The sequence below is a fragment of the Pseudoclavibacter caeni genome (genome assembly GCF_008831125.1).
In the GTDB taxonomy this organism is placed as follows: Bacteria; Actinomycetota; Actinomycetes; order Actinomycetales; family Microbacteriaceae; genus Pseudoclavibacter_A; species Pseudoclavibacter_A caeni.
In genome coordinates, this window is the sequence record NZ_WBKA01000001.1 from 387947 (window position 1) to 409366 (window position 21420).

The 21420-nt window shown below is 69.3% G+C and carries 18 protein-coding genes; 12 read left to right on the top strand and 6 right to left on the bottom strand.

Annotated features, from left to right (window positions below):
- The first annotated feature begins 3 nt into the window (after positions 1-3).
- The 7 genes from F8O02_RS01815 to F8O02_RS01845 all read left to right on the top strand — a co-directional run bounded on the left by F8O02_RS01815 (position 4) and on the right by F8O02_RS01845 (position 6436).
- Positions 4-648 (top strand): amino acid ABC transporter permease, encoded by a 645-nt coding sequence (locus F8O02_RS01815; RefSeq protein WP_158035521.1) that lies wholly within the window; start codon positions 4-6, stop codon positions 646-648.
- A 64-nt stretch (positions 649-712) separates the two neighbouring features.
- Positions 713-1585 carry a substrate-binding periplasmic protein gene (locus tag F8O02_RS01820; protein WP_158035523.1) on the top strand — a complete coding sequence of 291 codons (873 nt, stop codon included), beginning with the start codon at positions 713-715 and terminating at the stop codon, positions 1583-1585.
- Between the two features lie 106 nt (positions 1586-1691).
- Complete coding sequence (locus tag F8O02_RS01825; protein WP_179416225.1) at positions 1692-2066, top strand: RidA family protein; 375 nt, start codon at positions 1692-1694, stop codon at positions 2064-2066.
- A 37-nt stretch (positions 2067-2103) separates the two neighbouring features.
- Entirely contained in the window at positions 2104-3381 is a 1278-nt protein-coding gene (locus F8O02_RS01830; protein WP_158035527.1) for an NAD(P)/FAD-dependent oxidoreductase, read from the top strand.
- Positions 3378-4169, top strand: coding sequence for an aspartate/glutamate racemase family protein (locus F8O02_RS01835; RefSeq protein WP_158035528.1), 792 nt, complete (start codon positions 3378-3380; stop codon positions 4167-4169). Before F8O02_RS01830 ends, F8O02_RS01835 begins: the two co-directional genes overlap by 4 nt.
- A gap of 47 nt (positions 4170-4216) precedes the next feature.
- Positions 4217-5209, top strand: a complete 993-nt coding sequence (locus tag F8O02_RS01840; protein WP_158035529.1) for a C-terminal binding protein — start codon at positions 4217-4219, stop codon at positions 5207-5209.
- Positions 5210-5221: 12 nt separating this feature from the next.
- Positions 5222-6436, top strand: coding sequence for an MFS transporter (locus tag F8O02_RS01845; protein WP_158035530.1), 1215 nt, complete (start codon positions 5222-5224; stop codon positions 6434-6436).
- 187 nt (positions 6437-6623) lie between these two features.
- Here the strand turns inward: F8O02_RS01845 and F8O02_RS01850 are convergent, their stop codons facing one another.
- The 3 genes from F8O02_RS01850 to F8O02_RS01860 all read right to left on the bottom strand — a co-directional run bounded on the left by F8O02_RS01850 (position 6624) and on the right by F8O02_RS01860 (position 10113).
- The gene (locus tag F8O02_RS01850) at positions 6624-7499 is read right to left on the bottom strand and encodes a universal stress protein (RefSeq protein ID WP_179416224.1); all 876 of its coding nucleotides are present in this window, start codon (positions 7497-7499) and stop codon (positions 6624-6626) included.
- A 270-nt stretch (positions 7500-7769) separates the two neighbouring features.
- On the bottom strand, positions 7770-9026 hold the full coding sequence (locus tag F8O02_RS01855; protein ID WP_179416223.1) for an MFS transporter: 1257 nt from the start codon (positions 9024-9026) through the stop codon (positions 7770-7772).
- 82 nt (positions 9027-9108) lie between these two features.
- Complete coding sequence (locus tag F8O02_RS01860; protein ID WP_158035533.1) at positions 9109-10113, bottom strand: proline racemase family protein; 1005 nt, start codon at positions 10111-10113, stop codon at positions 9109-9111.
- A gap of 112 nt (positions 10114-10225) precedes the next feature.
- Between F8O02_RS01860 and F8O02_RS01865 the strand changes: the two genes are divergently transcribed.
- Positions 10226-11215 (top strand): NAD(P)-dependent oxidoreductase, encoded by a 990-nt coding sequence (locus F8O02_RS01865; RefSeq protein WP_158035534.1) that lies wholly within the window; start codon positions 10226-10228, stop codon positions 11213-11215.
- Between the two features lie 33 nt (positions 11216-11248).
- Here F8O02_RS01865 and purB read toward each other — a convergent pair whose 3' ends face one another.
- A complete protein-coding gene (purB, locus tag F8O02_RS01870; protein ID WP_158035535.1) occupies positions 11249-12628 on the bottom strand; it encodes an adenylosuccinate lyase in 1380 nt (459 codons plus the stop codon).
- Positions 12629-12971: 343 nt separating this feature from the next.
- Here purB and F8O02_RS01875 point away from each other — a divergent pair, with 343 nt between their 5' ends.
- On the top strand, positions 12972-13901 hold the full coding sequence (locus F8O02_RS01875; RefSeq protein ID WP_179416222.1) for a universal stress protein: 930 nt from the start codon (positions 12972-12974) through the stop codon (positions 13899-13901).
- The gene (locus tag F8O02_RS01880; RefSeq protein WP_158035537.1) at positions 13898-15433 is read left to right on the top strand and encodes an APC family permease; all 1536 of its coding nucleotides are present in this window, start codon (positions 13898-13900) and stop codon (positions 15431-15433) included. Before F8O02_RS01875 ends, F8O02_RS01880 begins: the two co-directional genes overlap by 4 nt.
- A gap of 917 nt (positions 15434-16350) precedes the next feature.
- On the opposite strand, the gene F8O02_RS01885 is transcribed toward F8O02_RS01880, so the two are convergent.
- Positions 16351-17724, bottom strand: coding sequence for an aspartate aminotransferase family protein (locus F8O02_RS01885; protein ID WP_158035538.1), 1374 nt, complete (start codon positions 17722-17724; stop codon positions 16351-16353).
- A gap of 470 nt (positions 17725-18194) precedes the next feature.
- On the opposite strand from F8O02_RS01885, the gene F8O02_RS01890 reads away from it, so the two are divergent.
- Entirely contained in the window at positions 18195-19574 is a 1380-nt protein-coding gene (locus tag F8O02_RS01890; RefSeq protein ID WP_158035539.1) for an NAD-dependent succinate-semialdehyde dehydrogenase, read from the top strand.
- Positions 19575-19651: 77 nt separating this feature from the next.
- The gene (locus F8O02_RS01895) at positions 19652-20116 is read left to right on the top strand and encodes an Lrp/AsnC family transcriptional regulator (protein WP_158035540.1); all 465 of its coding nucleotides are present in this window, start codon (positions 19652-19654) and stop codon (positions 20114-20116) included.
- On the opposite strand, the gene F8O02_RS01900 is transcribed toward F8O02_RS01895, so the two are convergent.
- Positions 20095-21303 carry a helix-turn-helix domain-containing protein gene (locus F8O02_RS01900; RefSeq protein WP_179416221.1) on the bottom strand — a complete coding sequence of 403 codons (1209 nt, stop codon included), beginning with the start codon at positions 21301-21303 and terminating at the stop codon, positions 20095-20097. The genes F8O02_RS01895 and F8O02_RS01900 overlap by 22 nt on opposite strands.
- Between the last annotated feature and the right edge of the window lie 117 nt (positions 21304-21420).

A 21420-nucleotide genomic window follows, 5' to 3' on the forward strand; every position in this document is an offset into this window, starting at 1 on the left:
CCCATGGACATCAGCCAGTACCTGCCGAGGTTCTTGCAGGGGTTGGGGCTCAGCCTCCAGATCACGGTCGTGTCGGTGCTCGCTGGGTTCGTGCTCGGCCTGTTGCTCGCCCTCATGACGATGAGCCGCACCCGGTGGCTCACCTGGCCCGGCATCGCGATCGTGGAACTCGGTCGCGGCACCCCGGCGCTCGTGATGCTCTACATCGTCTACTTCGGCCTGCCCGCAGTGCAGATCATGCTCGACAACACGATTGCCGCGATGATCGCGTTGACGACCACCACCGGCGCGTACGCCGCGGAGATGATCCGAGCCGGACTGCAGTCGGTGCCGCGCGGCCAGGTGGAAGCCGCACACGCCCTCGGGCTCGAGCCGCGCACGGTGCTCGGCCGGGTCGTGATCCCCCAGGGGATGCGCAGCGCGATCCCGTCGCTGATGGGCCTGGCCATCCAGATGTTCCAGGCCACGTCGCTGGCCTACTCGATCGCCGTGCCTGAGCTGATGAGCGCCGCCTACCAGGTCGGCAACGCCACGTTCCAGTACCTGACGGTGTTCCTCTTCGCAGGGCTGATCTACGCGGCCGTCTCGGTGCCCACCACGTGGGCCACCGTCTGGATCGAACGACGGATGAACCGCAACTACGCCTGACTCGGGACACCGGGCGGGACCTCCCGCGCCGCGGGGGAGACCACGAAGGAGAAGGAGACCAGAGATGAACACGAAGCACACCCGCATCATCGCGGCCATCGGCATCATCGGCGTCGCCGGCGCCGGGCTCGTCGGCTGCTCCAGCGACAGCGGCTCGTCGACCAGATCCGACTGCACGCCGAAACACAGCGACATCAGCACGGTGGCCTCGGGCACGTTCACGGTCGGCGTCACGGACCTGCCACCGTTCAGCCAGAACGTCAGCGGAGGCGACCCGACCGGCCTCGACATCGACATCGTCAAGAAGATCGCCGATATGGAGTGCCTGGACATCGAGTTCAAGGAGGCCACCTACGCCAACTCGATCCCGATGATCAGCCAGCAGCAGGCGATCGACGTCACCACCGGCGCCTGGTACCCGACCGCCGAGCGCAACGAGGTCGTCGACTTCGCCGGGCCTATGTACACCGACTCGATGTCGATCGTCTCGAAGACCGGGATCAAGAGTGTCTCGGAGCTTGAGTCCCTCGACAGCGTCGGTACGGTCGACGGCTACCTGTGGACGGAGGACCTCAAGACGCTGCTCGGCGACAAGCTCAAGACGTATCAGAGCTCGGTCGAGCTGCAGCAGGACATTCTCAACGGGCGCCTGGACGCCGGCGTCGACTCCTACGGCACCCAGGTCTACGAGTACAAGGACCAGAGCGGCTACCAGGTCGAGATCACCGAGGCCGACGACCGGGTGATCGCGAGCGTCGAGCCCGCGCAGACGGTGCTGCCGCTGAAGAAGGGAAACGACAGCCTCAAGACGGCGCTCGATGAGGATCTCGAGTCCATGCGCGAGGACGGCACCCTGGCCGACCTGGTCAAGGGCGCCGGGCTCGACCCGAGCATCGTCGTGCCAGCCGAGACCGAGCTGAAGATCATCGGGGCCTGATTCGAGACGGCAGTGCGGGGGCGACCGGATGCCGGCGGTCGCCCCCGCCGCCGGTGCTAGCGCGTCGACACCGACAGCGAGATGGAAAGAGAGGACGGGGTACCGAATGGTGCGGACGATCAATGTGGGATCGAGCGTCGCGGCGTACAGTCACGCGACGGTCAGCGGGGGACTCGTGTTCACGTCGGGGATGACCCCGCACGACCCTGACACCGGCGCGGTGCGGGGCGAGACGATCGAGGAGCAGACCCGGCTGTCGCTGGCGCTGCTCGAACGGGTGCTGGCCGCTGCTGGCACCGACACGGCGCACCTGCTGCAGGTGCAGGTCCATCTGGACGACATCGACGCGGATTTCGCCGGGTTCGACCGTGTCTACAAGGAGATGATCCCCGCCCCGCATCCGCCCAGGGCGACCGTGGGGTCGCATCTGCCCGGTTATCGCATCGAGCTGACCGCCATCGCGGCGCTGCCGGAGGACTGAGACGACCGCGAGATGGCCGAGAAAGAGAGCGAGTGATATGAGAGTCATCATCATCGGCGCCGGAGTGGTCGGACTGTCGACGGCCTACCGGCTGATGAAGGACGGGCACGATGTGACCGTTCTGGAGTCGGGGGCCTACGGCGAGGGGCCGTCGCACGGCAACGACGCGATGGTCACCAACATCCTGTCGTTCCCGGTGCCGGCACCCGGCACGATCAGTCAGGCGGCACGGTCGTTCGCCCGGCCCGACGCCCCGATCAGCATCGCGTGCAACCCCGACCTCGGCTACCCGGAGTTCCTGCTGCGGATGGCCGCGGCGACCCGCGAGCACGCGTTCGTGCGGGGCACCATCGCCCAGGACGTCCTCTCCCGGATCACCTTCGACGGCTTCGATGAGTTCGTCGCCGATGGCCTCTCATTCGAGATGCACCGCAAGGGGCTGCTGCACGTGTTCGAGAGCGCCGCCGAGTACGACGCGGCGATGCGGCTCTTCGAAGGCTTCCCCCGGATCCGTGAGCGCGTCGAGCCGGTGGTCGGCCACGCAGCCCTCGCCGAGATCGACCCTGGCATCGACCCCGCGTTCACCCACGGCTATTTCGCGCCTGAGGACCGTCAGGTCGAACCGGTCAGCCTGATGGACGCCCTGGTCGGCGCGCTGCGCGAACACGGCGTTGAGGTCCTCGAGCACACCCCGGTCGAGGGGTTCGTGCGCAATGCCGACGGCACGGTGCGTGCCGCGCTGACCCGGTCCGGGGCGTTCGACGCGGACGTCGTGGTCATCGCCGCCGGCGTCGGCTCGCGTCGACTCGCCCGCGAGTTGGGCTTCGCGCTGCCGCTGTTCGGCGGCGGCGGGTACTCGCTCGACATCGCCTGCCCGGACGATGTGCAGCCGCGCACCAGCGTGATCACCGGTCGCACACACATCGCGATCAGCCCCCTGGACCGGGGGCTGCGGGTGGCGACCGGCATGATCATCGGCCAGCGCGCCCCAGGCGTCTCCCAGCGTCGTCTTGAGCGCATGGTCGGCCACCTCCACGAGCTCTACCCGACCCTGCGCCACGTGTCCGCGGAGCTCGACCTCGGCTGGTCGGGTCTGCGGCCGATGAGTGCCGACGGGGTGCCGGTCATCGGCGCGCTCCCGGGCGCCGACAACGCCATACTCGCCACCGGGCACGCGATGCTCGGTCTAACCTACGCGCCGGCGACCGCAACACTCGTCGGGCGCATCGTCGCCGGCGAACGGCTCGAAAGCGACGCCCTGCTGCTGTCGCCGGAGCGGTTCGTCCGTCGGCTGTCGCTGGGAGGCCGGCGATGAGCTGCACCTGGCCGAACCGTCGCTACGGTCACCTCGCCCCCGGCACGGACGACATCCGACTGCGGATCGGCCCGGGCCAGAACCTGGGCGGGTTCCCGATCGGCATCATCTTCATCGACGGGGTGCGCTACCCGTATCTGCCCGGCAACGTCTGCAACGGGTGGACGTACGACTTCCCTGTGCGCATGCGGGCCGTGGAGGGGCTTGAGGTGCGTGAGCTGTTCGCCGCCGACGGCAGCCTGCGCGACCGGGTGATTGACACCTGTCTCGCCCTGCAGCGGGAGGGGGTGCGGGCGATCAGCTCCGGCTGCGGGTTCTTCGGGACGTTCCAGCGCGAGGTGCGCGAGGCGCTCGACATCCCGGTGGGGCTGTCGAGTCTCATCCAGGTTCCCTGGATCGAGCAGGTGATCAAGTCGGACGAGCGCATCGGCGTGCTCACCGCGTCGGCGCCCGACATCACGCCGAAGCTGCTGGAGGGCTGTGGTATCGAACATCCCGAGCGCCTCGTCATCCGGGGGCTGCAGGATGAGCCGGAGTTCTCGGCCATCGTCGACTCCCGGGGCGAGTTCGACAACGGCGGGGTGCGGCAGGAGATGATCGCGGCCACCAGGGAGCTCATGGCCACTCCGGGCGCGCCGATCGGGGCGATCCTGCTTGAATGCAGCGACATGCCGCCTTACGCCTCGGACGTGCAGCGCGCGGCGGGCGTGCCGGTGTTCGACTTCATCACCCTCATCCGCTGGCTCGAGTCCAGCGTTGCCCAGACGCCGTACCAGGGGTTCCTGTGACGCGGGCCGCTGACGACCGCCAGACAGCACACACGAACGGAGGCATCATGACCGAGCGACCGAAGGTCGTCTACTTCAACATCGAGGGCGGGCTCGACTACGAGCACGAGCTGCTCGAGGACTGGGGCGTCGCCGACGACATCGAGCTCGTCGACGCGCATCGGCCGGATAACTCGGACGCGTCCTTCCTCGACGCGGCCGGCGATGCCGACGGTGTCGTCGTCGAGTACTACCGGGTCACGCGTGACGTGATGTTGCGCATGCCGAGTCTCAAGATCGTCAGCGTGCAGTCCATCGGGGTGAACAACATCGATATTCCCGGGGCCACCGACCTCGGGGTCGCGGTGAGCAATACTCCGGGCTTTTGCGTCGACGAGGTCGCCCTGCACACGGTCGGCTTCATCATCGACCTCGCCCGCAACATCACCCGACTCGATCGGTCGGTGCGCGCGGGGAAGTGGGATCCGATGGACGCGCCGATGCCGCACCGGATCGCGGGGAAAAAGGTCGGTCTCGTGTTCTTCGGCGGGATCCCGCAGCGGATGATGCCGATGCTGCAGGCGCTCGGGCTCGAGGCACTCGTGTACGCGCCCACCAAGACCGCCGAGTACGTCGCCGAGCGCGGGGCGCGGAAGGTCGACACTCTCGAGGAACTGCTGCGCGAGAGCGACTTCGTCTCGCTGCACACCCCGCTGTCGCCCGAGACGACCGGGCTGATCGGCCGCGAGCAGCTCGCGCTGATGAAGCCGACGGCGTTCCTGATCAACACCGCCCGCGGCGGGGTCGTCGTCGAGCGTGATCTGGTCGCCGCCCTGCGCGACGGCACGATCGCCGGCGCCGGCATCGACGTGATTGAGGACGAGGACACCGAGCAGACGGAGCTGCGCGAGCTCGAGAACGTGGTCATCACCCCGCACTCGGCCTTCCTGTCGGAGGAGTCGTTCCTCGCCGCCCGACGCATGGCCCTTGAGTGCCTGGTGGACCGCCTCGTGCGCGGCACGGCCCCCCGGTACCACGTCAACCCCGACCTGGTGATCTGACCGGCGGCCGGCATGGGGGCCATGGGTGAGGCGCTGCGCGAGCGCGGGGTGCGCACCGTCCTCTGGTCGCAGATCCTCGCGCGGATGCCGCAGGGCGTGCTGAGCATCATCATGCTCATCCGGGCCAGAGACGTCCTCGGCGGCTACACGGTGGCCGGCATCGTCGTGGCGGTGTTCTCCGTCACTGCGGCGGTGGCGAGCCCGCTGACCGGGCGACTGTTGGGCCGGTTCGGACTGCGTCGCGTGCTGCTGGTCACGGCGACGGTCGACTCGCTCGCCATCGCCGCGTTCGGCGTGCTGCCGGCGAACGAGGCGGCGTTCCTCGTCGCCGGCGCGGTGATCGGCCTGTTCACCCCGCCGGTGCTGCCCGTGGCTCGGACACTGTACCCGGTGCTCGTCCCCCTCGGACTGCGCTCGACGATCTTCTCCATCGACGCCTCGGCGCAGGAGCTCATCTGGGCCGTCGGCCCCGTGCTCGCGACCGTGCTGCTGCCGTGGACCGGCCCGGTCTCGGCCTTCGCACTGATCGGGGGCGCGGGACTGCTCGGCGCGGCGGTGCTCTCCGCGTCGCCTGCGATGGGCCGCGTGCCCATGGCGGGCTCCGGGCGCCGGCTCGGCGCGGTGCTGCTCAAATGGCCCGTGCTCATCGCGATCCTGTCCTCCCTCATGCTCAACATCGCCTACGGGGCCACCCAGGCCGGCATCGTCGCCCGCTTCGAGACGAATCAGCTGGTCTCCGGCATGGCCATGACCGGATACGCGGTCGCCTCTATCCTCTCCGGGCTCCTGATGAGCTCGCACGTGATGCGCCCGGCATCGCTCGCCCTGCGCCAGCTGCCGAGCCTCGCCGCCCTCGCAGTGCTGCCGGTGCTGCTGGGCAGCTCCTGGTGGGTCGGGGTGTGCGTGTTCGTCTACGGCGCCGGCGCTTCGCCGGCCCTCGCGGTGATGCAGAGCATCGTCTCGTCAAGCCTGCGCCCGGCGGACGCCGCCGAGGCCTACGGATGGATGGGCAGCGCGATGCTCGCGGGCATCGCGTTCGGCAGCGCCGTGGCCGGGGTGCTCATCGATCACGTGAGCGTGGTGAGTGTGTTCGTGTTCGCCGCCGCGGTCACGGCGGTCGGGATCCTGCTCGGGCTGCGTGGGAGACCGCTGCTGCCGGATCTGCGCCAGCGCACCGGGCCGCCTGACGACACCTCGGCCATCCCGGTCATCCGGTTCGGACGCTGAGCGGGGACCAGACCGGCGGGGCCCGTCCCGGCCGGGTGGCACAACCGTCCTCGTGGTGTCCTCTGGCCCAGCCGCACCGGTTCCGTGGCGCATCGGGCCGTGTCGAGGTCGCCGCCTCCGAGCGCATGACGCCCCGGCCTGTCACGACAGGAGACAGGTCGGGGCATGCGGGTGCTGCTGCGCGGCGCTACGCCTTCGCCGCCTTCGTCTCAGGCACCTGGTCGTCGCGGGGCACCACGATCATCGGGACGGTGAGCGCGCGCAGCAGCTTTGTTGCGGTCGAGCCGATGAACGTCGTGTGCTCACGGGCGATCCGGGCCGAGCCGATCAGCACGATCTCGTCCGGTTCCCAGAACACCTGGTCGATCGCCTTCGTGATGCGGCCGGCGACCTCGACCTGGGCCGTGGTCGTCGAGGCGCGCTCCGGGCGGTACAGGTCGGCGAGATGGTCCAGACGGGCGATGGCCTCGGTGCGGGTACGTCGCTCAGCGTCCGTTCCACTGCTGACCGCGGCCAGCGTGAGCAGACGCACGGGCACGTCGGCGCCGGCCAGCAGGTTCGCGGTGTCGAACATGGTGCGGTTGCCGCCGATGTCGCCGATCGCCACCGAGACACGCCCGAACGGAGCGTCCTGCGGCGTGTCGCGCGCGGTGTCCGGGGCGAGGGCCACCGGGATGTCCGAGCTGTGCAACAAGATGTTGCTCACACTGCCGAGTGAGAATCGGCCGAACAGGCCGTTCGACGTGGTGCCGAGCACGATGATGCTCGCCCCGACCTCATGGGCCGTGCGCAGGATCGCGCTGGCCGTCGAGTCGTCGACGACCGCGTGCGTGTGCACGGGCACGTCGACCTTCACAAGCTCTGCGGCGAGGTGCAGCGCGGTGCGTGGATCAGCCTCATCGCCCTGTTCCGGGCCGCGCAGCGCCACCGCGGCGGCAGACTCGAACCGGCTCACGCTGACGATGTCAAGACCGGTGCCGATATGGTTCGCGATGCGAGCGCCGAGCTGTAGGGCGTCTCTGCCGGCTGGGCTGCTGCGACGGTAGGCGACGAGAACAGACACGATTCCTCCTCTGCGAGACGCGGGTCGGTCGGCCCGCAACACGTCCGAAACACCTTCAGCCTGTCATCGGGGGGTTTCCGGCATGTGACGGCGGCGTTCCGATCTGCGGTCGGCGGTCTCTCCCAATCATTGTCGCGGGCGGAGCAGGGCACGTCTGTCTCTTGTCGCTGGTCGGGACTCCTCGGCGGGACCGAAGGCTGATGTGTCCGGGAGGTTTCCGCTCGGCCACCGTCAGATCATGCCCGTTCGGCCCATCGCCGTCGCCTCCAGTCAGTCCGTGGCGGTGTCCAGCCGGCCGCCCACCCGGCTCGGCAGCACGGCGAGCGCGACGGTCGCCGCGATCGCGCACAGGACGACGAGCCCGACCACCACACCGGGCCAGTCGAGGGCCTCGAACACGCGGCCGAGCGACCACACGAACAGGCTGTTGCCGCCGTAGAAGACGAGCTGGTGGATCGCCGTCGCCTGCGACCGGCAGGATCCGGCGATGAACGCGGTCATCGCACTGGCCACGGGGCTCGTCACGAAGTAGCCGGCCGTGAACACCGCGACGCCGATGACGACCAGCCACAGCGGGCCCGCGAGGGTGAGGGCGGCACCGGCGGCCATCAGCGCGATGCCGACCAGCAGCATCCGCCGGTGCCCGAGACGCCCGGCCGCGCCACCCGCCCACCGGGCCGTGAACGTGCCGACGAGATAGACGGTGAAGATCATGCTCGTGACCGCGGTGCTCAGGTCGTACGGGTCGCGCTGCAGATGGTAGCCGAGGTAGCTGAACAGCGTCATGAACGCGCCCATCAGCAGGAACGGCTGCGCGTACGAGCCCCACAGCGTGCGGTTCGTGAGCGCGCCGGCGAACCGCTGCCAGGCGGTCGGCCGCTCGGCTATCGTCAGCCCGGCCACGCCGTCCCGCCGCTGTCGGCGCAGTCGGGAGGGCAGGTATCCGTGCGGGGCGGGCACGATCGCGACGAAGGCGAGACAGGCGATTACGCACAGCACGGCGACGGTCGCCAGCCCCGTGCGCCAGCCGAGCCAGTCGGCGACGAGCCCGGAGATCAGCCGGCCGAGCAGACCACCGATGCTGTTGCCGGCGACGAAGGCGCCCGCCGCCGCGGTCACCCGGCGGGCGGGCAGCTCGTCGGAGATGTACGTCACCGCGATCGCGGGGATCGCCGCGAGCGTCACCCCCTCGACGAATCGTGACGCGAGCATGAGCGGCATCGTCTGCAGGAACGGCGTGGCCAGCCCCACGACCGCCGCGGTGACGGCCGAGACCTTCATCACCTGCACGCGCCCCCACCAGTCGGCGGCGAACGCCCAGGGCAGCACGCCCACGGCGATGCCAACGGTCGCGATCGAGATCGTCAGTGCGGCGTGCGAGGGGTCGACGCCGAGGTCGGCGGAGAGATCCGGCAGCACCGACTGCACCGCGTACAGCTGTGCGAAGGTCGCGAAGCCCGCGGCGAACAGGGCGAGGATGATCCGGTGGAACAGACGGTCGGTCGCGTCGTGCGCGGTGTCGGACAAAGTCACTCCTGGGTCATGGGCCGGCTCGGGCCCGCAAATACTCTAACGGGGCCCATGTCTCGGCTGTGTTACGCGGCCGGGGTCAGAGCAGGAAGCCATTCGGGAACGGATCAGCCGGGTCGAGCATCCACTGCGCCGTGCCTGTCACCCAGGCTCGACCCGTGATCGTCGGGATCACCGCAGGACGGCCGGCCACCTCGGTCTCAGCCACGAGCCGGCCGATGAATCGGGTGCCGATGAACGACTCATTGACGAAGTCGGTCTCCAGCGGCAGCTCGCCCCGGGCGTGCAGCTGGGCCATTCGGGCGCTCGTGCCGGTGCCGCATGGGGAGCGGTCGAACCAGCCCGGGTAGATCGCCATCGCGTGGCGGGAGTGCCGGGCGGTCGAGCCCGGGGCCTTCAGATAGACGTGGTGGCAGTCGTGGATGGCCGGGTCGAGCGGATGCACCGGGCGGTCAGGCGAGGCGTTGATCGCCGTCATGATCCGCAGCCCCGCTTCCAGCAGGTCGTTCTTGCGAGCCCGGTCGAAGGGCAGGCCGAGCCGCTCCAGGTCGACGACGGCGTAGAAGTTGCCGCCGAACGCCAGGTCGAACGGCACTGCGCCGTATCCGGGCACATCGACGACGTGGTCGAGGGCCACGGGGAACGAGGGAACGTTGCGGATCGTGACCGACTCGGCGCGGCCGTCGTGCACCTGCACCTCGGCGGTGACGAGCCCCGCCGGCGTGTCCAGCCGAATCGTGGTCACCGGCTCGCGCACCTCGACCATCCCGGTCTCGACGAGAACCGTGGCGACGCCGATCGTGCCGTGGCCGCACATCGGCAGACATCCCGAGACCTCGATGAAGAGCACACCGAAGTCCGCGTCCGGCCGCGTCGGCGGCTGCAGGATCGCCCCGCTCATCGCCCCGTGCCCGCGCGGTTCCTCCATCAGCAGTGTGCGCAGCCCGTCGCGTTCGCGCATGAAGCGCACCCGCCGCTCCTCCATGGTGTCGCCCGGCAGGGCGCCGACCCCGCCGACGACGACCCGGGTCGGCATCCCCTCGGTGTGAGACTCGACGGTGTGCAGGACGCGTCCCGTGCGCATGGCAGCCCTTTCCCTCTCCGTGGCATGTGGTCGTCTCCGTGGCCCACGGTCGTGGCGTCGCGTGTTCTGGGCTGCGGCGTCGGATCCATGTTAGCCGCGGTACGATGCCGGCATGCCCGCACACGCGCACCCCCGGCAGCATCCGGATGTCGCCTCTCCCACGCCACGACCCTCTCCCGCCCGTGTCGTCGTCCTCGGCGGCGCGATCGCGCATGACGAGGCCGAGCGGCTGCGCGCGCGCCTGGCCGGGCACGGACTCGCCGTCGAGAGCGGCCGGCTCGAGACCCTCGATGACTCCCGCGGGGTCGTCGCGCTCATCGCCATCCCGGCCTGTCCCGTCGACGCGGCCACGATCGCACGGCTGCCCGACCTGCGTGTCGTCGCCACGCCCTCGGTCGGCACCGACCACGTCGACCTCGCCGCGGCAGCGGCCGCAGGGGTGGCGGTCGCGAGCGCTCCCGGGTACAACGCGCTCGAGGTCGCCGAGTACACGCTCACCGCCGTGCTCATGCTGCTGAAGGATCTGCCCACGGGAGAGCGGCTCGTCGCCGAGCGGCGTTGGGACGCCCGCCGGGCCAGCCCCCGGGCTCTCGCGGACGCGACGGTCGGACTCGTCGGCTTCGGCACGATCGCCCGCCATGTCGCCCGCCTGCTGCACACCTTGGGGGTGCACACGCTGGTGTGGAATCGCTCGGACATCGCCGGGCGCCCCGGCGCCGAGCTCGTGGAGGCGGTGCCGGACATCGCCGATCTGCTCGCCCGTAGCGATGTCGTCTCGCTGCACGTGCCGCTGACCGATCAGACTAGGCACCTCGTCGACGCCGACTTCCTCGCCCGGATGCGTCCCGGTGCAGGGCTCGTCAACACGGGACGTGGCGGGCTTGTCGAGCCTACTGCGGTGGTCCGCGCCCTGCGTGATGGCCGTCTGCGCGGCGTGGTGCTTGACGTGCTCGATCCGGAGCCGCCGGACTGGGCGGGCGACCCCCTGCTGACCGCACCGGGCGTGCTCGTCACCCCGCATCAGGCGTGGCTGACCGACGGCAGCCGGCATCGGGGCTTCGACATCGCCGCCGACCATGTCATCCGTGTGGCGGGCGTCTGACCGCTTGGCGTCGGCTGGTCCGGTGGGACGGGGTCACCGCTCGGTCGCGAGCCGCCCGGCCAGGCCGATGTAGGTCTCCGGGCGCAGGGCGAACAGGCGCTGTTTCGCCTCGTCGCCGATGTCGAGCCCTGAGACGAACTCCTCGAGGTCGGCCTGTGTCACCCGGTGGCCGCGGGTGAGGCCTTTGAGTAGGGTGTAGGGGTCGTCGATGTGCGAGCGGCCGGCCGCCACCTCGGCGCGGATGACCGTCTGGATCGCCTCGGCGAGCACCTCCCAGTTGTGGTCCAGATCGGCGGCGAGCGTGTCGCGGGCGAGCTCGACGGTGCCGAGGCCCCTGACGAGGTTGTCGATCGCCAGCAGCGAGTGGCCGAGGGCGACGCCGATGTTGCGCTGCGTGGTCGAGTCGGTCAGATCCCGCTGCATTCGGCTGGTGACCAGCGTCGACGCCAGCGAGCCGAGCAGTGCATTCGACAGCTCGAGGTTCGCCTCGGCGTTCTCGAAGCGGATCGGGTTGATCTTGTGCGGCATCGTCGACGAGCCCACCTCGCCGGCGACCGGGATCTGGTGGAAGTAGCCCATCGAGATGTACGTCCACATGTCGGTGGCGAGGTTGTGCAGGATGCTGTTGAACAGCTCGACGGTGTGGTACAGCTCCGCCTGCCAGTCGTGCGACTCGATCTGCGTGGTCAGCGGGTTCCAGGTCAGGCCGAGCCCCTCCACGAACCGGCGCGAGACGTCCGGCCAGTCGGCGGTCGGATCGGCGACGACGTGCGCCGCGTACGTGCCGGTCGCACCGTTGAACTTGCCCAGATAGTCCTGCCGCTCGATGTGCGCGAGCTGACGGCTGAGCCGGTGCACGAACACCGCGAGCTCCTTGCCCATCGTCGACGGGGTCGCCGGCTGGCCGTGCGTGTGCGACAGCAGCGGCACCTCGGCGTACTCGGTGGCCATGTCGCCCAGTCGCTCGACCAGCGCGCGGGCCCGGGGCAGCCACACCTCGCGCATCGCGTCCCGCACGATCGTCGCGTACGACAGGTTGTTGACGTCCTCGCTCGTGCAGGCGATGTGCACGAGCTCCGCGTGGTCGGCGAGGCCGAGCGCGGGCAGGTGCCGGCGGATGAACACCTCGACGCTCTTGACGTCGTGCTTGCGCACGGCCTCGAGCTCGGCGAGCTCGTCGATCGAGGACTGATCGAAGTCGGTCACGAGCCGGCGCAGCCCGGCCTTCTGCGCGTCGTTCATCGGGTGCGTGCCGAACAGGCCCTCGTCGGTGAGGAAGATCAGCCACTCGACCTCGATGTGCACGCGGGCGCGGTTCAGCCCGGCCTCGCTGAGGTATTCGCCGAGCGCGCCCACTGCCTTCCGGTATCGGCCGTCGAGTGGGCTGAGGGGCTGATGGTCGAGGGTGCTCACGTGCTCTCCTGTGTGGTTGCGTGCCGTCGCGGGTGCGTCCGTGCCGCGGGCCGGCCCCTCGATTCTAGTCGCATGGCCGGCGGGCTCCCGGGCGCGCCGAGGTGACGGCGGCACCGGTGGCCACGGGTGCTCCATCGCGCCGACGTGAGGTGCGAGATTCATAGCAACAATCTGTAACACGCACGAAATCTTGATTCGGAATGATGATGGGCAACGGAATCACTTGCACTCAAGAGGTTTCGCCACGAAGAATGGCATTCACGCGGGCAGTGTCGCCACCGGGGTGATGCGTCCGTTGGAAGAGGTGATACGAGGCGCGCCAGCGCCCGAGAAGGAGGACGTGATGCCCATCATGGTGGCCTACCGACACTCGTCGGCCGGCAGAGACGCCCTGCGCGTCGGAGCGCGCCTGGCACGCAGCCGTGGCACGAAGCTCTACATCGTCAGCGTGATCCCGCGTGAGGTCGAGCATGACACGTTCGCCCCACCGTCGGCCTCGTACGATCGATTCGTCTTCGACCAGATGGGCGGATGGCTCGCCGAGGCCGCGAGCCTGGTCGCCGGTGACATCGAGCTGCACACCGAGATCGAGGTGAGCGACTCCGAGGAACAGGGCATCCTCGATGCCGCCCACCGCCTGCACGCGGAGGTGATCGTGCTCGGCACGGCGACCGGCGGGTTGCTCGGCCGTTTCACCCTGGGCAGCGTGAGCAACGCGCTGCTGCACTCCTCGGATGTGCCGGTCACCCTCGCCCCGGACGACGCCCGCGAGGTCGCGCAGGACGCGCCGATCTCCCGGGTCACCGTCGCCGTCGGCGATCTCGGCGGCAACCGCACCCTGTTCGACACCGCCGCGTTCATCGCGAGCCGTCGTGGCATCCCCGTGCGTCTGCTCACACTCGCGACCGTCGACCCCGGCCGCGGCAGCGCGGCGGCCGACCGCGCGCGCACCCAGGCCGTGCAGACGCTCGGCACCGCGGCCGTCAGCAGCCTGCCGCACGATCTCGACATCACCACACGCGTCGAGGTCGCCGGGCGCATCGACCAGGCCGTCGAGCAGGTCGACTGGGATCCGGCCGAGATCGTGCTCATCGGCTCCAGCCGGCTGGCCCAGGCGCGGTCGATGTTCCTCGGCTCCACTGCGGCGAAGCTCGTGCGCACGCTGAGCGTCCCGATGATCGTCGTGCCGCGCGACGATGTGATGCGCACCGGCGCGGCGGATGCGTCCGGAGCGGCCCCGACGGCCACGGACGAGCGGGGCGGTGAGCGATGAGCACGACACCGGCAGCACAGGAGACCTCGCGCAAGGGGCTCGGCAAGGGGACGGTCGGCCTGCTCGGCGCGATGGTGATCGGCATCTCGTGCATCGCGCCCGCGTACACGCTCACCGGGGCGCTCGGCCCGACGGTCAGCGTGGTCGGCACGCACGTGCCCGCGGTGTTCATCGTCGGGTTCATCCCGATGCTGCTCACCGCGTTCGGGTACAAGCAGCTCAACGCACGCATGCCCGACTCGGGCACCTCGTTCACCTGGGCGACGCGGGCGTTCGGTCCGTGGGTCGGCTGGATGGCCGGCTGGGGGCTCATCGTCGCCACGGTGGTGGTGCTCTCGAACCTGGCGGGCATCGCGGTCGACTTCTTCTACCTCGCGCTGTCGCAGCTGTTCAGCAACCCTGACCTGGCGGACCTCACCGACGACCCGCTGATCAACGTGATCACCTGTCTGGCGTTCATCGCGATCGCAGTGGCGATCTCGTACCGTGACATGCAGACCACGCAGAAGTTCCAGTACGCCCTCGTCGGGTTCCAGATCCTCGTGATGCTGCTCTTCGGCGGGGTCGCCCTGTGGCACGTGGCGAACGGCACCGCGTTCGACGCCACGGCGATCACGCTCGACGACTTCAACCCGTTCACGATCGACTCGTTCTCGTCGTTCGCCAGCGGCATCTCGCTGTCGCTGTTCATCTTCTGGGGCTGGGACGTCATCCTCACGATGAACGAGGAGACGAAGGACCCGGAGCGCACGCCGGGCCGGGCCGCGACGATCTCGATCTTCGTGATCATCGGCCTGTACCTGTTCGTGACGGTGGGGCTGATGGCGTTCGCGGGCGTCGGCGACGGCGAGTACGGGCTGAACAACCCGGACATCCAGGAGAACGTGTTCTTCGCCCTGGCCGGGCCGGTGCTCGGGCCGCTGGCGATCCTCGTATCGCTGGCCGTGCTGATGTCGTCGGCGGCGTCGCTGCAGTCGACCGCGGTCGGCCCGGCCCGCACGCTGCTGTCGATGGGGCACTACGGGGCGTTGCCCAGGCGGTTCGCCCGCGTGCACCCGCGTTACCTCACCCCGGGGTTCGCGACGGTTGTCTCGGGCGTGGTCGCCGCCGTGTTCTACACAGTCATGCGGTTCCTCAGCGAGGCCGTGCTGTGGGACACGATCACGACGCTCGGCATGATGATCTGCTTCTACTACGGGCTGACCGCCCTGTCGGCGGTGTGGTACTTCCGCCACGAGTGGTTCCGCAGCGTGCGCAACGCGCTGGAGACGTTCCTGTTCCCGCTCGTCGGCGGGCTCGTCCTCGTCATCCTGTTCTTCGTCACGCTCGTCGACTCCTTGGACCCGGACTACGGGTCGGGGTCGAGCATCGGCGGAATCGGGCTCGTGTTCATCCTGGGGCTCGTGCTCATCCTCTCGGGCGTGGTGGTGATGGTCTGGCGATACTTCCGGTCGCCGGCGTTCTTCCGCGGTGAGACCGGGCTGCGCGCGGGCGTGGCGGGGGACGCCGAGGAGGCGCTGCTGCACGGGTAGCGGTCGGGGCCGTGCACGGGGGTGGTCGATCGGGGGTCTCGTGCACGGACCTGCCAGTTGTGCACAGATCTGCCAGTGACTGGCAGGTCTGTGCGTTTGAGGGGTTCCGTGGCCGGTCGGTGCTCGGACAGGTGCCGGAGGCGCTCGCGGACGGGATGATGCCGTCCCGGAGTACTCGCGTCCCGCAGGAGTCCACAGGACGTTCGCCGGCGTTCCAACGCACGCCCTCGGTGACGGATGCGGGAGCAGTCATGGCCACGTCCACGTTCACGTCCGATGACGTGATCGCGATCCGAATGCACGCGTGGCCCCGCCTTTCCCCCGTGAGCTGGGCGAGGGCGTCGCCCCGTGGCCGGTGGCGCTGCGGCATCATCTCGTCGAGGTCTCCCTTGTCGACTGCTTGACCACGGTCGGAGGCCGGCTGGGCCGGCTGCAGGATGTTGCAGAGCATCGTCATGGAGCGTCCGGAGAGCCGGCGCATCTGGCGCCTCAGCGCGTCAGGATGAAAGAACGGCTTCGAACTGCACGTCGCCACGCTGTTGCGGCTGGTCGGGCTGCAGGTGACGGAGCAGGTCAGGGCTGCCGGGCGGCCGGCGCGTGGAGGGGCGTCTCGCTCTGGAATTCGACGGGCGGGACCACTATGACGCGCGGCAGTATGGGATCGATCTGGCTAAGGGGCTGCAGGCGACGGAGTCAGGGATGTTTGTGACCCGACTGTCGTACTGGCAGCTGATGGAGGAATGGCCGCGTGTGCTGGACGCGATTCTGCGGGCGATCGCCATGCTCTCCTGAGTGGGGGTGCCCGCTGGCGGGTCGGCGTGTGAGAACGGGCGAGGGGCCGGGATGCCATCGGCGGCATCCCGGCCCCTCATCCTTGCCCGGGTGCAGGTGCGGCCCGGGTGGCGGACGCTACTTCGTCACTTCGTCAGGTCGCGGGCGAGTGCCTCAAAGGCGGCCACGTACGCGTCGATGGCCTCGTCGGTGTGGGTGACCGACAGCGTCCACTCCTCCTCGCGGCCCGGCGTCATGAAGATGCCCCGGTTGAGGTTGTACAGCCACGCGAGCTCGGCGAGATCGCCGCGCTGGCTGGCCTTGTAGGTCTCGTAGTCGACGACCTTCTGATCTGAGAAGGTCACGCAGCCCTTCGACCCGATGCCCACCGCGTAGCCGGGCAGGTCGTACTTGTCGATGACGGCCTGGCAGCCGTTGACGATGCGGTCGTTGAGGTGGGCCAGGTGCGCGTATGCCTCGGGGGTGAGCACCTCCTGCAGCGACGCGCGCGCCGCTGCCATCGACAGCGGGTTGCCCGAGTAGGTGCCGACCTGGTAGACGGTGTGGTCCTCGACCACGCGCATGACCTCCTCGGTGCCGCCGATCGCCCCGGCGGGCAGGCCGCCGCCGAGCGCCTTGGCAAGGGTGACGAGGTCGGGCTTGACACCGAACTTCTCGGTCGCACCGCCGGCGGCGATGCACAGGCCGGTCTTGACCTCGTCGAAGATCAGGACGATGCCGTGGCGCTTGGTGATGTCGCGCACGGCCTCGAGGTAGCCGGGCTCTGGCAGCACGACGCCGAGGTTCATCATCGCGGCCTCCATGATGACGCAGGCGGGCTTGTGCCCCTCGGCCTCGAGCTCGATGATGCGACGCTCCATCGCGTCCGCGTCGTTGAAGGGCACGGCGTAGGTCATGTCGACGGTCGCCTGCGGGATGCCGCCACCGTAGGGCAGCGACGCCAGGTGGTAGTGGTCGCCGATCTGGTCGTACTCGACGCCGATCGACACCATCACGGTGTCGTGGTGGCCGTGGTACGAGCCGAAGATCTTCAGCACGGTGTCACGGCCGGTGTAGGCGCGGGCGATGCGGATGGCGTCCATCGTCGACTCCGACCCGGAGTTCGTGAAGCGCCACTTCGGCAGGCCCCAGCGGGAGGAGAGCTCGTCGGCGACGATGATGTCGTCCTCGGTCGCACACCCGAAGTGGGTGCCCTTCGGGTAGCGCTCGGCGATGGCCCGGCCGATGGCGGGGTGCGCGTGGCCCTGCACCATGGCGCCGAAGCCGTTGTGGAAGTCCCACATCTCATTGCCGTCGACGTCCCAGATCTTCGGCCCCGAGCCGCGCTCGATGTAGATGGGCCACGGGTCGCGCAGCTGGTAGGACGAGGCGACGCCGCCGCTGAGGTGCTCCTTCGCCTCGGCGAACATTCGCTTCGAGCCCTGCGTGCGGGCGTTCAGCTTGTCGGACTCGATCTTGGTCAGTTCAGCGACGCGCTCGCTGTCGATGTTCACAGCCATGTCTGCCTTCCAGCCCCGGTCGGCCTGGCACCGGGTCGATGTCGTTCCTCGCTCTCGACCGGCCTGGCGAACGAGAGCGCTCCCGCGGGCCGGGCGCGCGGGCGGACGGCGCTGGTCGCCTCCGCCGGCCGCGGCGCCGGTGATCGGGATGCTGTCATGAGCCTAGGCCGGCTGCAGCGTGAATCGCAAAGATCAGGGAGTGATTTCACGAGACTGAAACATGAAATATGAAAACACGCGTGATTTCGTGTGTTTGGACTGGGTGCTGCGGTGCGCCGGAGGAGGCTGGCATGGTAGCGTGCGAACTGTCGCATCCGGGACGTCTCGCGCTCGTCCGCGAGGCGTCGAGTGGATGCGGCGCCCGGTGCGCCAGCCGCCAGCCGGGCTCGGAGGCTTGCCACAGGAAACGTCCCGGTAACCCGGGTGTGCGAGTCTTCCCGGACTGACTGATTCCCGGAGGAGAGTGGAGCATGTCCTATTACGCCGTCGTCAATCCCGCGAACGGTGAGACCGTCGCCGAGTATCCGACCGACACCGACGCGCAGGTGCGTGAGGCGGTCGACCGGGTCGCGACCGCGCACGAGACCTGGCGCCGTCGTCCGCTCGTGGAGCGCGCCGCCGTCGTGCGCCGCGTCGCCGAGCTGCACCGCGAGCGCCGCGAGGAACTGGCCGCGATCATCACCCGCGAGATGGGCAAGCCGCTCGAGCAGGCGCTCGGCGAGGTCGACTTCTCCGCCGACATCTACGCGTACTACGCCGATCACGCAGAGGCGTTCATGGCCGACGAGCCGGTCGCGGCGGAGAACGGCTCGGCGATCATCCGCAAGGGCTCGTTCGGCCCGCTGCTGGGCATCATGCCCTGGAACTTCCCGTACTACCAGGTGGCGCGCTTCGCGGGCCCGAACCTGATCATCGGCAACACCGTGCTGCTCAAGCACGCCCCGCAGTGCCCCGAGTCAGCCACCGCGATCGAGGCGATCCTGCATGAGGCCGGCGCCGGCGACGCGTACGTCAACCTGTTCGCGACGAACGAGCAGATCAGCACGGTCATCGCCGACCCGCGTGTGCGCGGGGTGTCGCTGACCGGTTCTGAGCGGGCTGGTGCGGCGGTCGCCCAGCAGGCCGGCCAGCACCTGAAGAAGGTCGTGCTCGAGCTCGGCGGCTCCGACCCGATGATCGTGCTCTCCACCGACGACCTGGACAGGACGGTCGCCGACGCGGTCGCCGTGCGCTTGGACAACAACGGTCAGGTCTGCAACGCCGCCAAGCGCTTCGTCATCATCGACGACCTCTACGATGCGTTCCTCGAGCGGTTCACCGAAGCGCTGGCAAAGGTAACCCCGCAGGATCCGTCGGTCGCCCCCGACATCCCGCTCGGTCCGCTGTCCTCGCAGCGCGCCGCCGACCACCTCTTCGAGCAGGTGTCCCGCGCGATCGCGCAGGGGGCCACGGCCGTCCTCGGCGGCCCCGAGCATGAGGGCACTTACTTCGGCCCGGTCGTGCTCACCGGGGTCACGCCGGAGAACGACGCCTATCGCGAGGAGTTCTTCGGCCCCGTCGCGCAGGTCTACCGGGCGGCGGACGAGGACGACGCGGTGCGCATCGCCAACGACACGCCCTTCGGGCTGGGGTCGTACCTGTACACGACCGACCGGGAGCAGGCGCTGCGCGTGGCCGATCGCATCGAGGCGGGCATGGTCTACATCAACGAGGTCGGCGCAGACTCGGCCGAGCTGCCCTTCGGCGGGGTGAAGAACTCGGGCTTCGGGCGCGAGCTCGGCAGTCTCGGCATCACCGAGTTCGTCAACAAGAAGCTCATCCACTCGGGCGACGACCTGTTCGCCCGCTGAGTCGGCCCGCGCCGCACCGCCCGGGCTGGGATAATCGTCCCGGCCCGGGCGGTCGCACCGGGGGCGAGGAGTGGCGCATGCAGCACGCGAACGGGTTTCGGCTCGATGATGTCTCGAAGCGTATCATCGAGCACCTGCAGGAGGATGGTCGCCGTTCCTACAGCGAGATCGCCCGGCAGATCGGTTTGAGCGAGGCCGCGGTGCGCCAGCGCACCCAGCGGCTGGTGGACGCGGGGGTCATCCAGATCACCGCGGTGACCGATCCGCTGCAGCTCGGCTTCGCCCGCCAGGCGATGATCGGCATCAAGGTGGATGGCGATTTGCAGCGAGTCGCCGAGGAGCTGGCCGCGATCGACGAGGTCGACTATGTGCTCATCACCACGGGGCGCTTCGACCTGCTCGCCGAGGCGATCGCCGCCGACGACGACGAGTACCTCGATCTGCTCACCAACCGTGTGCGCGGCATCGAGGGGGTCGCGGCGACCGAGACGTTCATGTATCTGAAGCTCGTCAAGCAGAGCTACAAGTGGGGCACGCGCTGACGCAGCGGCGTGCTCTCGAGCAGCACGAGGGCGTAGGCGGCGTCTCGCGGTCGGGTGACGTCCAGCCCGCTCAGCTCGCGGAAGCGGTGCAGGCGGTTGAGCACGGTGTTGCGGTGACAGTACAGTGCTGTCGCCGTGGCTGAGACGCTGCCGTGGTCGAGCCAGGCTTCGACCGTCTCCAGCATCGTCTGCCGCTCGTGGGCGCCGAGGCCCCCGATCCGGGTGGCGAGCGCGTCGAAGTCCTGTGGCAGCTTCTCGTGCAGCAGATGGGCGGCGAGGCGTGCCCACACGGCGCGGGGGCGATGCGGGCCTGCCTCGGTCGGGTCGAGCACGCCGGCGATCCGAGTCGCGGCGCGTGCCGCGGCGGGGACGTCGCCCAGGTCGGCGGTGTCCACGAGCCCGCATGGCAGCCGCTCGAGCGCGGAGCGCGGATGGTCTGGTGAGGCGGGCAGATCCGCCGGCCAGAACAGCACCCAGGTCTGCTCGGGCAGGATCTGGAACGCCGCTCGGTTGGTGTAGGCGCGCACGCGGGTGAGGGCGCGGTCGATCTCGGGGATGTTGCGGCCGGCGGCGACCTCGCAGGGGCGGTCCGCCTGGATGCCGAGCGCTGTGGCCACTGCCTGGACGAGCAGCCGATCCGGCGGATCGCTCGACAGGAACCGGCCGACGAGCATGGCCCGCTGTTCCGAGTCGCGCCGGGCGAGTGCCGCCCGGTGCTGGTGGTAGGCGTTCTGGGCGGCGTGAGCGTACCCGTCGACGGCGTTCCACAGCGCCTCCGTGTGCAGGGCGATGACGTCCAGATCTCCGGGGTCGGCCAGCTGGAGGAGTCTGCGCCAGATGATGCGGAAGTCGATCTGGATCGCCTGGACGAGCTGCCCTGCGCTCACGCCGGCCTCGGCGCGGGCCCGGCCGAGGTCGGCGGCGACGGTCTTGAGTCGGGTGAAGGCCGCGTCCCGACTGGCGCTCTCGGCCAGGATGACGTCGAGGATCGCCTTGTATGAGGTGAAGGCCGTTCGGGTCAGCTCGGGGCCGTCCACCGGGGTGCCGGCGTAGAGGTCCAGGGCGTGCAGCTCGTCGAGGAAGGCCGCGACGAGGTACTCGACGTGCTCGCGCATCTGGGCCACGAGCGTCCGCCAGCGAGCGTCGCTGGCCGCGTCGGGCGTCGCGATCGGTGATCTGACTGTCACAGCGTGTTCACCTGCCTGAAACATTCGGGGGATGTCGAGGTGGAAGATGTCCTCGGGTGTGCATGTGCACAATACACCGTGCTGATCCAGCGGCATATATCCGTGCACATTGGTCAT